A 13,188-nucleotide genomic window follows, 5' to 3' on the forward strand; every position below is an offset into this window, starting at 1 on the left:
GCGCTCACCGGATTGCTTCGTCGAAGCCCGCCGACCCGTCATCGAGCAGCGGCGAGATGTGCGGCAGCTCATCGAGGGCGTTGATCCCGAGGTGCTCGAGCAGCGCCTCGGTCGTGCCGTAGAGGATGGCGCCGGTCTCGCCGTCGTGTCCGACCTCGGTGATGAGCCCACGGCCCACGAGTGTTCGGACGACCGAGTCGACGTTCACGGCACGAATCGAGGCTACCTGACCGCGGGTGACAGGTTGCTTGTAGGCGATGACCGCGAGTGTCTCGAGCGCCGCCTGCGACAGGCGCGACGGCTGCTGCGTGCCGAGGAACTCGGCGATCAGCCGGTCGTATTCCTCACGCACGTAGAGGCGCCATCCGCCGCCGACCTCGCGCAGCTCGAACCCCCGCTGGGGCCCGTCCGACTGTCCGTCGTAGTCCGCGACGAGCGCCGCGATGGCCTTCCGCACCGCGGGCACGGGCGCGCTCACGGCGGCGGCCAGGCTCACCACGCTGTGCGACTCGTCCACGAGCAGCAGCACGGCTTCGAGTCGACGCGCGACCGAACCGACATCCTGCGGCCAGCCGGGACCGGTTTCGGGCTCGGTCGCGGGGGTCTCTTCGAACGCCCGACTCTCGCCGGACGGGCTCTCGACACCGCCGTTCGGCGTCTCCACGTGGTCAGCGGTCATAGTCGGCTCCCAGGGTGGCGAGGTTGTCGTCGGACCAGCGTTCCGCGCTCCAGCGCAGAGTGAGCTCCCCGAGCGGCTCCAGCTGCTCGAACGAGAGTGCCGAGTTCCGGTAGAGCTCGAGGATCGACAGGAATCGCGCGACGATGACGCCGGGCACCGTCACCCCGGCGATGAGGTCGCGGAAGTTCAGCGTGCCCTTCTCGCGCAGAAGGGTCACGACGATCGCCGCCTGCTCCCGGATGCTGACGAGCGGCGCGTGCAGATGATCGAGACCGACGATCGGAACCTCTTTCGGCGCCATCGCGAGCATGGCGAGCGCGGCGAAGTCCTCCGCGCTGAGGCTCCAGACGAGTTCCGGCGCGGCGCGGCGGTACTTCTCATCGATGCGCACGCTCCGGACGTGCCGGCGGTCTTCCCGCTCCAAGCATCGGGCGAACCACGTCGAGACCTCTTTGAACGCGCGGTACTGCAGCAGCCGCGCGAACAGCAGATCCCGCGCCTCGAGCAGCGCGACCGCTTCGGCGTCGACGAGCTCGCCCTGCGGCAGCAGCCCCGCGACCTTCATGTCGAGCAGCGTCGCCGCGACGACCAGGAACTGGGATGTCTCATCGAGCTCCGCATCCGGTCCGAGGGCCCGCAGGTAGGCGATGAACTCGTCGGTCACCGCGCTCAGCGAGACCTCGGTGATGTCGAGCTCGCGCTTCGAGATCAGAGAGAGAAGCAGGTCGAACGGGCCGTCGAACGCACCGACGGTGACACGGAAGCCCGAGTCGTCGGGCGCAGCGGGCGCGAGGGGTCCCGGATCGGATGCGGCGGGTTCGCGCTCAGGCGACGGCGCCACGGGCGACCAGCTCCCGCGCGAGCCGCAGATACGCCTGCGCGGCCGCATGTTCGGGGGCGAACTCGGTGATCGGCATGCCCGACACCGACGCATCCGGGAACTTCACGGTGCGGCCGATCACGGTTTCGAGGACGTCGTTCCCGAAGGCCTCCACCACCCGCTCCAGAACCTCGCGCGAGTGCAGCGTGCGGGGGTCGTACATCGTGGCGAGCACACCGTCGAGCGTGATGCTCGGGTTCAAGCGGTCGCGCACCTTGTCGATCGTCTCGATCAGGAGGGCCACGCCGCGGAGCGCGAAGAACTCGCACTCGAGCGGTATCAGCACGCCGTGGCTCGCCGTGAGCGCGTTGACCGTGAGGAGGCCGAGCGAGGGCTGGCAGTCGATCAGGATCACGTCGTAATCGGACGCGACATGGCGCAGCACGCGGGCGAGGATCGTCTCGCGCGCGACCTCGTTGACCAGGTGCACCTCGGCCGCCGACAGGTCGATGTTGGCGGGAATGACGTCGAGTCCCTCGACCGAGGTGTGCACGATCGTGGTCCGCGGGTCGCGCTTGGTGTCGAGCAGTAGGTCGTAGATGGTCGGCGCGTCATGCGTCTGGATGCCGAGCCCGGCCGAAAGTGCGCCCTGCGGGTCGAAGTCGACCGCGAGCACTTTGCGCCCGTAGGCCGCGAGCGAGGCAGCCAGGTTGATGGTCGTCGTGGTCTTGCCCACGCCACCCTTCTGGTTGCAGAGGGCGATGATGCGCGCAGGACCGTGGCTGTCGAGAGCGGGCGGCGTCGGGAACCCGTGATAGGGACGACCGGTCGGCCCGAGAAGCGTATCGTCCTTGCCGGACGACGTCCTCGTTGCCTTGCTCACGCGCTGCGCCACCGTACTCCCGATCTCTGGGTCCGTCGGAACTCCCGACCCGAACCCCTGCCTCGATTCTAGCGACGCCGAGCACGCCGCGCGGGAAGGGCATGCCGCAAACGGCATCGCCCGCGGCGACGGAACGTCAGAAGAGCGAGCCGAGCGCGTCGAGCCGCACCTGCGCGACGACCGCGATGAGGGCGAGGTTCACGATCGCGATGAGCGGCGCCCACGAGCGGAGCCACTGCCCGAACCCTCGTGAGCCGACGCCCCAGACGCCCGCGCGGAGGGTCCACCCGAGCGTCACCCAGAACAGCGGCACGGTCACGAGCCACACGATCATGCACCACGGGCAGAGCGACCCGTACTCGAAGATGCTGCGATACGCGAACAGGTGCACGAGCGCGAACCCGGCGGCGAGGAAGCACTGGTAGACGCGCCAGAACCAGAGTCGGTGGCCACCGGATGCGGCGAGCGCGCTCACACCCGCGTACACCGGGCCGAGGAACATCACGATGCCGATGATCGAGTTGCTGAAACCGAGCAGATTGCCGCCCGGCGAGAGCAGGTTGGGTCCGCACGTGACGATCACGCTCAGCTGGCACGACACGATCGCGTCGGCGCCGGTGAGCTGGCCGACGTACTCGAGGTACAGCAGGAACGAGACCGCCTCCCCGATGAGGCCCGCGACGATCCAGAAGATCGCCGTGGCGCGGGCGGGTGACGCGGTGCGGACGGGCATGGGTCGATCCTCGCCGCATCCGCCCGCGCACTTCGGTCCCGCCCGCCGGGAAAAACCCCGCCCGGCCGGTCACTGGGAGCGTCACGGGATTCGGAGATGTCACGGGATTCGGAGAAGAACGGCGCGGGCGCTCCGAATCTCATCGCATCTCCGAATCTCGCGACGGCGGATGCGGCAGCGACAGCGGATGCGGATGCTGCAGGAGCGACAGCGGCGGCTCAGCGCGCGCGGGGGTGCGCGGTCGTGTAGACATCGCGCAGGGTATCGACCGTGAGGTGCGTGTATATCTGCGTCGTCGCGACCGAGGAGTGCCCGAGGAGTTCCTGCACGACCCGGACGTCCGCTCCGCCCTGCAGCAGGTGGGTCGCGAAGGAGTGCCGGAGCGTGTGCGGCGACACGTGCGCATCGAGCCCCGCCCGCTCGGCCGCCGTCTGCAGCACCGCCCACGCACTCTGCCGCGACAACGGCGCCCCGCGCGCGCCGAGGAAGAGGCGCGGCGTGCTGCTGCCGCGCCGGGCGAGCTCGGGCCGCGCGCGCGTGAGGTACGCATCCGTCGCCGACCGCGCGAACGACCCCACCGGCACGATGCGCTCCTTCGCACCCTTGCCCCGCACCCTCAGCACGTCACCGTGCGCGAGGTCGTCGACGTCGAGCTGCACGATCTCCGACACCCGCGCGCCCGTCGCGTAGAGCAGCTCCACGAGGGCACGGTCCCGTACCGGAACCAGGTCGCTCACCGTCTCCGCCCCGGGCGCGGGGCCGGCGGCATCCAGCAGCCGCTCCACCTGGTCGATCGTCAGCGCCTTCGGCAGGCGCTGCGGCAGGGTCGGCGGCCGGAGGGCGGATGCGGGATCCTCCTCGGCACGACCCTCGCGAACGAGGAAGCGGTGCAGCCCCCGCACCGAGGACTGCAACCGCGCGAGCGACGTCGCCGCCGGACGCGGGTCGGCGCCGGCCCGCTCGGACACGAACTCGGCCACGAGGGCGGGCGTGACCGCTTCCGCATCCGTGATGCCGCGCGCCACCATCCACGCGACATACCCGGCGAGGTCGCGTCGATAGGCGGCGACGGTGTGGCCCGACAGACCGCGCTCGATCGTCACATGACGCAGGTACGCGTCGACGGCACGCTCGAGCTGCACGTCAGGACACCGCGCCGGCCCGCCTCAGCCGTTCCGCCGCGGCGAACGCCCCCGCCATCAAGATGCTGTTGCGCATCCTTCCGGCCAGAACGGCCGTCACGACGTCGTCGAGCGGCACCCACTCCTGGCGGATGTCGGCCTCTTCGTCTTCGCGCGTGTAATCCGCCGCGACCGTTCGCACCCCGCGGGCGAGAAAGATGTGCACGATCTCGTCGCTGCCTCCGGGCGTGGTGAACATGCTGACGAGCGGCTCCCACGACGACGCCTCGAGGTCGGCCTCCTCCGCGAGCTCTCGCCGCGCCGCGAGTTCCGGCGCCTCCCCGGGCACATCGAGCAGGCCCGCCGGGATCTCCCAGTCGCGATGACGGATCGGATGCCGATACTGCTGGATCAGCAGCATCCGCCCGTCGTCGTCGATCGCGACGACCGCCGCCGCTCCGGTGTGGTCGACGTACTGCCGCACCATCTCGCCGTCGTTGTAGCGAACCGTGTCGGACCGCACGTTCCAGACACGGCCCTCGTAGACGAGATCGCTCGCGAGCACCTCCGGGTCGAACGGTTCGTCGTGGAGCTCGGCGGCGGTCATCTCAGCCGTTCTCGACGTCGAAGAGCTCGCTCGAACGGTGCCGCTCGAGGGCCGCGCCGATCAGGCCGCGGAACAGCGGATGCGGCGCCGTCGGGCGCGAGCGGAGCTCGGGGTGCGCCTGCGTCGCGATGTAGTACGGGTGCACGTCGCGGGGCAGTTCGACGTACTCGACCAGCCCGAGCTCGGGGTTCAGACCCGAGAACACGATGCCCGCGGCGCTCAGCTGCTCGCGGTACGCGTTGTTGACCTCGTAGCGGTGACGGTGACGCTCCGACGCGCGGTCGGCACCGTACACCTCCGCAGCGATCGAACCCGCGGCGAGGTCGGCAGGGTACAGACCGAGCCGCATCGTGCCGCCCAGGTCGCCGCTCTCGAGGATGTCGACCTGCTCGGCCATCGTCGCGACGACCGGGTGTGGGGTCTGCGGATCGAACTCGCTCGACGATGCTCCCTCGAGACCCGCGACGTTCCGCGCGTACTCGATGACCATGCACTGCAAGCCGAGGCAGATGCCGAGCGTCGGAATCCCCTGTTCGCGGGCGAACCGGAGCGCACCGAGCTTTCCTTCAATCCCGCGGATGCCGAAGCCGCCGGGCACGATGATGCCGTCGAGCCCGGACAGGGCCTTCGCCGCGCCCTCGGGCGTCTCGCAGGTGTCGGAGGGGATCCAGGTGATCGTGACGTGGGTCTCGTGCGCGAAACCGCCGGCCTTCAGCGCCTCCGTGACCGATAGGTACGCGTCGGGCAGGTCGATGTACTTGCCGACCAGCCCGATCGTCACCTCGTGCTTCGGGTTGTGCACGGCGCCGAGCACCTGCTGCCAGCGCGACCAGTCGACCTCGGCCGCCTTGGCGAGACCGAGCGCGCGGACGATGTAGTCGTCGAGGCCCTGGTCGTGCAGCATCGTCGGGATGTCGTAGATGCTCGGCACGTCGACGGCGTTGACGACGGCGGACTCGTCGACGTCGCACATCAGCGCGATCTTGCGCTTGTTGGACTCGGTGACGGGGCGGTCGCTGCGGAGCACGAGCGCGTCGGGCTGGATTCCGATCGAGCGGAGCGTCGCGACCGAGTGCTGGGTGGGCTTGGTCTTCTGCTCGCCGGACGCGCCCATGAAGGGCACGAGCGACACGTGCACGAAGAACACGTTCTGCCTGCCGAGCTCGTGACGGATCTGACGCGCGGACTCGATGAACGGCTGCGACTCGATGTCGCCGACCGTGCCGCCGATCTCGGTGATGATCACGTCGGGCTTCGGCGTCTGGTCGGCCTGCAGCCGCATCCGTCGCTTGATCTCGTCGGTGATGTGCGGAATGACCTGCACGGTGTCGCCGAGATACTCGCCGCGTCGCTCGCGCGCGATCACCTGGGAGTAGATCTGTCCCGTGGTGACGTTGGCGGCCTGGCTGAGCTCGATGTCGAGGAAGCGCTCGTAGTGACCGATGTCGAGGTCGGTTTCGGCACCGTCGTCGGTCACGAAGACCTCGCCGTGCTGGAACGGGTTCATCGTTCCCGGGTCGACGTTCAGATACGGGTCGAGCTTCTGCATGACGACGTGAAGGCCTCGCGCAGTGAGGAGATTGCCGAGACTGGCGGCCGTCAGACCCTTACCCAACGAGGAGACGACACCGCCCGTCACGAAAATGTGCTTGGTGGTGTCGTCGTTCGAACCGTGAGAAAGGCCTGAGCCAGAAGAGTGCGTCACGGGCTTCCATCCTATCAGCGGGTGGGACGAGCGAGCGCGAGCAACTCGCGCGCGTGGGTCAGAGCTGCGTCCGAGTCTGCCAACCCGGAGAGCAGACGCGCCATCTCGGCCTCACGATCGGCGCCCTCCAATCGCTGCACGCTCGAGGAGGTCACCGACCCGTCGTGGGCTTTGACGACGCTCAAGTGGTTGTTCGCGAAGGCCGCGACCTGCGCGAGATGGGTGACCGCGATGACCTGCGCGTTCTGCGCCAGCCGGGCGAGTCGCCGCCCGACCTCGATGGCGGCGGCACCGCCGATCCCGGCGTCCACCTCGTCGAACACGAAGGTCGGGACCGGGTCGGTTCCCGCGATCACGACCTCGATCGCGAGCATGACCCGGCTGAGTTCACCGCCGGAGGCTCCGCGCGAGACGGGCCGGGGTTCGGCGCCCGGATGCGGTGCCAACAGGATCGCGACGTCGTCGCGGCCGGCCACGGTCTCGGATCCTTCGCTCACCGACACGTCGACGCGCGCATCCGGCAGCGCCAGAGCGCGCAGCTCCTCGGTCACGGCGGCACCGAGACGCACCGCCGCCGCCGTCCGCCGGGCGGTCAGTTCGGCGGCGGCCTGATCGAGTGCGGCGGCGGCCGCATCCCGCTCGGCCTGGAGCCGCTCGACCCGGGTGCCGTCGTCCTCGAGCTCCGCGAGGCGGAGACCGCCGGATGACGTCAGGTCGCGCGCCGCGTCGAGCGAACCGTGCACGCGCACGAGCGCGGAGAGCACCGACCGCCGTTCCTCGACGGCGGCGAGCTCGGCCGGCCCGCTCTCGTCGAGGTCCGCGAGGTAGCCCGCGATCGTGGTCGCCAAATCCGTGAGCCGGTAGCCGATGTCCGCCGCCTGACCGGCGAGGTCCTGCAGGGTCTCGTCGCTCCCGGCGGCCCGCTCGAGCGCGCGTCGCGCCTCGGCGACGAGCGTCAGGGCATCCGGCGCCTCGTCTTCGTTCGAGAGCGCGGCGTGCGCGAGCGCGGCCGATTCGCGCAGCTCCTCGATGTTCGAGAGTCGCTCGGCCCGTTGCGCGAGTGCGACGTCCTCCCCCGCCTGCGGATCGACGGCTTCGATCTCCGCCAGGGCGACGCGGAGTTCCTCCGCCTCCCGAGCGCGCTCGTCCCGCGAGGTCACGAGACCGTCGAGCTCCCGCGAGACGGCGCGCAGCGCGTCGTACGCCGCGCGATAGGTCGCCAGCGCGGAGCTGATCGCCGCGCCTCCGAACCGGTCGAGCGCGTCGCGCTGGGCCGCAGCGGACTTCAGCCGTAACTGGTCGGACTGGCCGTGCACGACCACCAGGAGGTCGGCCAGATCAGCGAGAACCCCGACGGGCGCCGATCGTCCGCCGACCGTCGCGCGACTTCGGCCTTCGCCGCTCAGCGTTCGCCCGAGCATGAGCTCGGCGCGACCGTCACCGACGGGGTCGAGGTCGCCGCCCGCGTCGCGCACGCGCTCCGCCACCGGTCCGTCATCCGCCACGATCCACACGCCGTCGACCGCCGCGCCGCCCGTTCCGGAACGCACGGCGCCCGAGTCGGCGCGCTGGCCGAGCAGGAGCCCGAGGCCGGTCACGACCATCGTCTTTCCCGCGCCGGTCTCCCCGGTGATCGCGGTGAACCCGGGCCCGACGGGCAGGGTCGCATCGGCGATGACCCCGAGTCCGCGCAGCCGCATCTCCTCGATCACGAGGAGAGTCCCGAGGCGCCGTCCGAGACGGCGGGATCGGGGCCGCGCCATCCGGTGACCGGCAGGCGGAACTTCTGCACCAAACGGTCGGTGAATGCCGGCGGATGCAGCCGCGCCAGCCGCACCGGACGGGTGGAACGCCGAGCGACCACGCGCGCACCGGGCGGCAACTCGTGGGAACGCCGGCCGTCGCACCAGAGGATGCCGGTGCCGTTCGTCCGCGCGAGAACCTCGATCGCGACGGCGGCCTCCGGCCCCACGACGAGCGGCTTGGCGAACAGGGCGTGCGCAGAGAGCGGGACGACCGCGATGGCTTCCACGGTCGGCCAGATCACGGGCCCGCCCGCGGAGAAGTTGTAGGCGGTCGATCCGGTGGGCGTCGACACGACGACGCCGTCGCAGCCGAAGCTGGAGAGCGGCCGGCCATCGACCTCGATCACGACCTCCAGCATCCGCTCGCGGCTGGCCTTCTCGACCGTCGCCTCGTTCAGCGCCCAGGTCTCGTAGATCACGGCGCCGGATGCGTCTTTCACCCGCACCGAGAGCGCGAGGCGCTCCTCGACGCGATAGTCGCGGGCGATGACCCGGGCGACCGCGTCATCCATGTCGTCGCGCTCGCTCTCGGCGAGGAACCCGACGTGGCCGAGGTTGATGCCCAGCAGCGGCGCGGTCCCCCCGCGCACCATCTCGGCGGCGCGGAGGATCGTGCCGTCCCCGCCCAGCACGATCGCGAGTTCGATCTCCGACAGCGGGATGTCGAGCCCCAGCGTCGGCAGGCTCGAGCACGCGGGCAGAAGCTCGATCAGCTCCGCGCGGTCGTCTTCTGCGAGCACCGGGACCGCACCCGCAGCGAGCAGCGCACCGATGACCCGCGCGGCGGCATCGACCGTGTCGTCGCGCCGCGCGTGCGCGACGATGAGGATGTAGCGTTCGCTGGTCATCGCACTCCCGTCAGCTCGATCACGGTGGATTCCCATTCTGTCGGAATGCTGCCGCCACGGCGGCCGAGATGCACGACGTACTCGCTGTTGCCGTGCGTTCCGAGAATCGGCGACGTGATGAGCCCGCGCACACCGAGGCCCTGATCCCACGCGGTCCACAGCACCTGCGATACGGCGTCCGCGCGGAGTGCCGCATCCGTCACCAGACCCCCGCGGACGGCCGTGCGCCCGACCTCGAACTGCGGTTTGATCAGCAGCACGATGTCGGTGTCGTCACCGGACACCGCGCGCACGGCGGGCAGCACGTGCCCGAGCGAGATGAACGACAGGTCACCCGTGATCACGTCGGGCGAGAACGGCTCCCCCACCGCCTCGGCGAGAGATTCAGGCGTCATGTAACGCACGTTGAACCCCTCGATCGAGGTGACGCCCGCATCGGCCGCCACCCGCGGGGCGAGCTGGCCGTGGCCCACGTCGACCGCGACGACACGTGACGCGCCCCGCTCGCGGAGCACCTGGGTGAACCCGCCGGTCGACGCTCCCATGTCGAGCGCCGCGCGCCCCGAAACGTCGATGGCGAAGGAGTCGAGGGCCGCGACGAGCTTGTGCGCCGCACGGCTGACGTAGTGGTCGGATGCGGCGACATCGATCGTGGTCTCCGCCGTCACGGAATGCGAGGGCTTCACGACCCCCATCCCATCGACGCGCACGAGACCGTCGGTGACCAGGGTCGCCGCGTGCGACCGGGATCGAGCGAGTCCTCGTGCGGCGAGCTCGGCGTCCAGGCGCGGACTCATGCGCCGGCCGGACCGGACTCGAGCCGGCGGGCAAGGTCGTCGAGGACCGCCGAGTACGCGGTAGCGCGAGCCGCGAGGGGCTGCTGCTCGATCACCTCGAGGGCCGGAAGCAGATCGTCGGGTCCGTCGTGGGGTGCCTCATCCGTCTCGTGACCGTCCATCCCTCCAGGATACGGTCGCGCCTGGCATCGGCGGGGACGTCAGGGACGGTGGAACGAATCCGCGTAGAGCTCTTCGGGAACGCGGAAGCCGAAGATCGCTCGTCCGCTCGCCCACACCGCGGCCGCACCCGCACGCACGAGGTCGATCGGACGGGAACCCGCCTCGAGGATGCGGAGGTCCGCGCCGTCGATCGCCACGCGCGCGTCGCGGACGATCGTGACATCTCCCTTGACCCGCGTCGCGGGGTAGGGCTCGTGGAGTTCACGCAGGTCGCCGAGGATAAAATCGGGTCGCGAGTTCGACGGCGCCGCGAGGACGTGTTTGGGCCGGTCGATACCGGTCAGAACGAGCGCAGACCGGATGCCGGCCGCTTGCGCGCCGGCGATATCGGTGTCGAGTCGGTCGCCGATGAAGAGCGGATGACGCGCACCGAAACGCGCCACGGCCTCTTCGAAGATCGGAATCTCCGGCTTGCCTGCCACCGTCGCGAGACGCCCGATGGCCGTATGCACGGCAGACACGAGCGTGCCGTTTCCCGGCGCGATGCCGCGCGACTGCGGGATCGTCCAGTCGGTGTTCGTTGCGATCCAGGGAATCCCACCCTCGTCCTCGGGAAGCTTCAGCGCGAACGCCGCCTCCGCGAGGTCGGACCAGCCCACGTGCGGCGCGAAACCCTGCACCACCGCCGCCGGAGAATCATCCGCGCTTCGCGTGACGACGTAACCGGCCTTCTCGAGTTCGAAGACCAGGCCCTCGCCGCCGACAACCATGATGACCGAGCCCGGCTCGACGCGCGTCTTCAACAGACGCACCGCGGCCTGCGGGCTGGTCACGACATCGTCCGCCGCGACATGCAGACCCAGATCGGTCAGGTGCGCGGCGACGGACGCATCGGTTCGCGACGCGTTGTTCGTGATGAATCCGAGACGCCGAGTCTTCGCGGCTTCGTTCAGGCTTTCCACGGCGTACGGCAGCGCACCGGCACCGGCGTACACGACGCCGTCGAGGTCGGCCAGAACCGCATCCACGTCATCGAGCGGAGTCGCCGCACGGGAGAAGAGCGCCATCAGACGTCGTCTCGCGTGTCGTCCTCGCCCGATTCGGATGCCGCATCCGCCGCGTCGACCGACGCACCGTTCGGCTCGTCGAGATCGTCCGTGTTGATGTCCGACTCGGGCTCGGGCTCAACTTCACGTTCAGCTTCAGCTTCAGCTTCAGCTTCAGCTTCAGCTTCAGCTTCAGAGAGGTCGTCTGCGTCGTCGAGGTCGTCTGCGTCGTCGAGAGCGTCCTCGTCGAACTCCTCGACGACGAGGATCTCCTCGTCGGTGCCCACACCGGTGGAATCATCGATCGCGTCCGCGGCCACAACGGCTCGGCGGTGCCATTCCGCTGCTTCGTCGTCGCGCCCGAGCTCCTCGAGTACGGTCGCCCGCGCCTGGAAGAGCGACGGGCTCCACTCGAACGCGCGATCGGGATCGAGTTCCGGAATGTCCAGTTCGGTCAACGCGCGCGCAGGGTCGCCGAGGTCGAGCCGTGCGCCGGACATCGCGATCGCGAGTTCGACACGAGCGAGAGTGGGCAGCTCCGCGCGATCGACCGAGCGGCCGAGTTCGACGGCGCGATCCGGGCGACCCACACCACGCTCGCTGTCGACCATGAGTGCCACCTGGTCCTCACGACCGGAGATGCGACGGTAAGTACGAAGCTCACGCAGCGCCAGGGCGTAATCTCCCAGCGCGTACGCCGTGATCGCGACGGTCTCGCGGACGACCGCAATGCGGCCAGCGCGACGTGACGCGGCCAGCGCGTGCTCGTGGGCTTTCTCCGGCTCTTCGTCGATGAGCTGAGCGGCCATTGCGAGGTGCCGCGCGACGGCCTCCGCGTTCTCTTTGCTCAGCGTCTTCAGCTCGTTGCGCGCACTCGGGTGCAGGTCCTTCGGCGTGATCTCGTCGGGGAGATCCGGCTCCGCCGCCTTCGCCGCACGCACATCGGCATCCTGCGGCGGACGCGTTCCCCGGTAGCCCCCACGATCGGACGAACCCCGATCAGAGGGGCGACCCGAGCGACGATCCGCTCCCCCGTCCTGACGAGGACGGTACGGACGGTCTCCAGAACCGCCCTCGGTACGGGGACGGTACGGACGGTCTCCGGAAGCACCCTCGGCGCGAGGACGGTACGGCCGATCGCCGGAACCACCCTCGGTACGGGGACGGTACGGCCGGTCGCTGGAACCACCCTCGGTACGGGGACGGTAAGGACGGCCGTCGGAAGAGCTGTCATTGCGGGGACGGTAGGGACGGTCCCCGGAACCACCCTCGGTACGGGGACGGTAAGGACGGTCGCCGGAACCGCCCTCCGTGCGCGGACGGTAAGGACGGTCGCCGGAACCACCCTCGGTGCGGGGACGATAAGGGCGGTCACCGGAAGAGCTGTCGTTGCGGGGACGGTACGGACGATCGCCCGAAGCGCTGTCACTACGGGGACGGTACGGACGGTCTCCCGAACCACCCTCCGTTCGGGGACGATAAGGGCGGTCACCGGAAGAACTGTCATTGCGGGGACGGTAGGGACGGTCTCCGGAACCACCCTCGGCGCGAGGACGGTACGGACGGTCCCCGGACGCACTGTCATTGCGGGGACGGGCGGGGCGCTCGCTCGAACCGCCCTCGGCACGGGGCCGATAAGGACGGTCACCCGAAGAGTTGTCGTTGCGAGGGCGATACGGGCGATCACCCGAACCCGCGCGATCGCCGGAACGACGATCTGCGCCACCGCTCCGACCGGTCGACGAAGACCCGCCTCGAGCGGGACCATCGGAAGAACGTCGGGGACGCTGTCCATCCCCGGAGCGTCGACGGTCGTCGTCGCCCTTTTTATCGCGATCGTTCTCCGACATCTCGTCTCCTTCTGGAGGGTGTCCGTAACGCAGTAAAGGCCACCCGTCACTGGGTGGCCTTTACTGTTTTGTGAAAAGAAGTCCGGCGGTGTCCTACTCTCCCACAGGGTCCCCCCTGCAGTACCATCGGCG

13 protein-coding genes are annotated in these 13,188 nt (G+C 69.7%); all 13 read right to left on the minus strand.

The window, feature by feature from the left end; translation table 11 throughout:
* Positions 1-4 precede the first annotated feature (4 nt).
* The 13 genes from scpB to LMI96_RS05845 all read right to left on the minus strand — a co-directional run bounded on the left by scpB (position 5) and on the right by LMI96_RS05845 (position 12,147).
* Positions 5-679, minus strand: a complete 675-nt coding sequence (gene scpB, locus LMI96_RS05785) for an SMC-Scp complex subunit ScpB (RefSeq protein ID WP_223721601.1) — start codon at positions 677-679, stop codon at positions 5-7.
* Positions 669-1,520 (minus strand): ScpA family protein, encoded by an 852-nt coding sequence (locus LMI96_RS05790; protein ID WP_223721602.1) that lies wholly within the window; start codon positions 1,518-1,520, stop codon positions 669-671. The genes scpB and LMI96_RS05790 overlap by 11 nt, the downstream gene beginning before the upstream one ends.
* Complete coding sequence (locus LMI96_RS05795; RefSeq protein WP_223721603.1) at positions 1,504-2,382, minus strand: ParA family protein; 879 nt, start codon at positions 2,380-2,382, stop codon at positions 1,504-1,506. Before LMI96_RS05795 ends, LMI96_RS05790 begins: the two co-directional genes overlap by 17 nt.
* Before the next feature lie 136 nt (positions 2,383-2,518).
* The gene (locus LMI96_RS05800; protein ID WP_223721604.1) at positions 2,519-3,115 is read right to left on the minus strand and encodes a vitamin K epoxide reductase family protein; all 597 of its coding nucleotides are present in this window, start codon (positions 3,113-3,115) and stop codon (positions 2,519-2,521) included.
* A 218-nt stretch (positions 3,116-3,333) separates the two neighbouring features.
* Entirely contained in the window at positions 3,334-4,257 is a 924-nt protein-coding gene (locus LMI96_RS05805) for a site-specific tyrosine recombinase XerD (RefSeq protein WP_223721605.1), read from the minus strand.
* A gap of 1 nt (position 4,258) precedes the next feature.
* The gene (locus LMI96_RS05810) at positions 4,259-4,843 is read right to left on the minus strand and encodes an NUDIX hydrolase (RefSeq protein WP_223721606.1); all 585 of its coding nucleotides are present in this window, start codon (positions 4,841-4,843) and stop codon (positions 4,259-4,261) included.
* Position 4,844: 1 nt separating this feature from the next.
* A complete protein-coding gene (locus LMI96_RS05815; RefSeq protein WP_228360787.1) occupies positions 4,845-6,548 on the minus strand; it encodes a CTP synthase in 1,704 nt (567 codons plus the stop codon).
* Between the two features lie 14 nt (positions 6,549-6,562).
* Positions 6,563-8,260: a DNA repair protein RecN gene (gene recN, locus LMI96_RS05820; RefSeq protein WP_228360788.1), complete on the minus strand. Its 1,698-nt coding sequence runs from the start codon at positions 8,258-8,260 to the stop codon at positions 6,563-6,565.
* Complete coding sequence (locus LMI96_RS05825) at positions 8,257-9,201, minus strand: NAD kinase (protein ID WP_223721609.1); 945 nt, start codon at positions 9,199-9,201, stop codon at positions 8,257-8,259. The genes recN and LMI96_RS05825 overlap by 4 nt, the downstream gene beginning before the upstream one ends.
* Positions 9,198-9,998 carry a TlyA family RNA methyltransferase gene (locus tag LMI96_RS05830; RefSeq protein WP_223721610.1) on the minus strand — a complete coding sequence of 267 codons (801 nt, stop codon included), beginning with the start codon at positions 9,996-9,998 and terminating at the stop codon, positions 9,198-9,200. Before LMI96_RS05830 ends, LMI96_RS05825 begins: the two co-directional genes overlap by 4 nt.
* Positions 9,995-10,159 (minus strand): hypothetical protein, encoded by a 165-nt coding sequence (locus LMI96_RS05835; RefSeq protein ID WP_228360789.1) that lies wholly within the window; start codon positions 10,157-10,159, stop codon positions 9,995-9,997. Before LMI96_RS05835 ends, LMI96_RS05830 begins: the two co-directional genes overlap by 4 nt.
* Before the next feature lie 39 nt (positions 10,160-10,198).
* The gene (locus LMI96_RS05840) at positions 10,199-11,227 is read right to left on the minus strand and encodes an HAD-IIA family hydrolase (RefSeq protein ID WP_223721612.1); all 1,029 of its coding nucleotides are present in this window, start codon (positions 11,225-11,227) and stop codon (positions 10,199-10,201) included.
* Positions 11,227-12,147, minus strand: coding sequence for a hypothetical protein (locus tag LMI96_RS05845; RefSeq protein WP_228360790.1), 921 nt, complete (start codon positions 12,145-12,147; stop codon positions 11,227-11,229). Before LMI96_RS05845 ends, LMI96_RS05840 begins: the two co-directional genes overlap by 1 nt.
* Positions 12,148-13,188 lie beyond the last annotated feature (1,041 nt).

This window comes from Microbacterium sp. cx-59 (assembly GCF_020805625.1).
In the GTDB taxonomy this organism is placed as follows: Bacteria; Actinomycetota; Actinomycetes; order Actinomycetales; family Microbacteriaceae; genus Microbacterium.

Bases quoted from the DNA above. Each gene is read 5' to 3' on its own strand.
- scpB (WP_223721601.1), bottom strand. From the start codon at position 679: ATGACCGCTGACCACGTGGAGACGCCGAACGGCGGTGTCGAGAGCCCG.
- LMI96_RS05800 (WP_223721604.1), bottom strand. From the start codon at position 3,115: ATGCCCGTCCGCACCGCGTCACCCGCCCGCGCCACGGCGATCTTCTGG.
- LMI96_RS05810 (WP_223721606.1), bottom strand. From the start codon at position 4,843: ATGACCGCCGCCGAGCTCCACGACGAACCGTTCGACCCGGAGGTGCTC.
- LMI96_RS05825 (WP_223721609.1), bottom strand. From the start codon at position 9,201: ATGACCAGCGAACGCTACATCCTCATCGTCGCGCACGCGCGGCGCGAC.
- LMI96_RS05830 (WP_223721610.1), bottom strand. From the start codon at position 9,998: ATGAGTCCGCGCCTGGACGCCGAGCTCGCCGCACGAGGACTCGCTCGA.
- LMI96_RS05835 (WP_228360789.1), bottom strand. From the start codon at position 10,159: ATGGACGGTCACGAGACGGATGAGGCACCCCACGACGGACCCGACGAT.
- LMI96_RS05840 (WP_223721612.1), bottom strand. From the start codon at position 11,227: ATGGCGCTCTTCTCCCGTGCGGCGACTCCGCTCGATGACGTGGATGCG.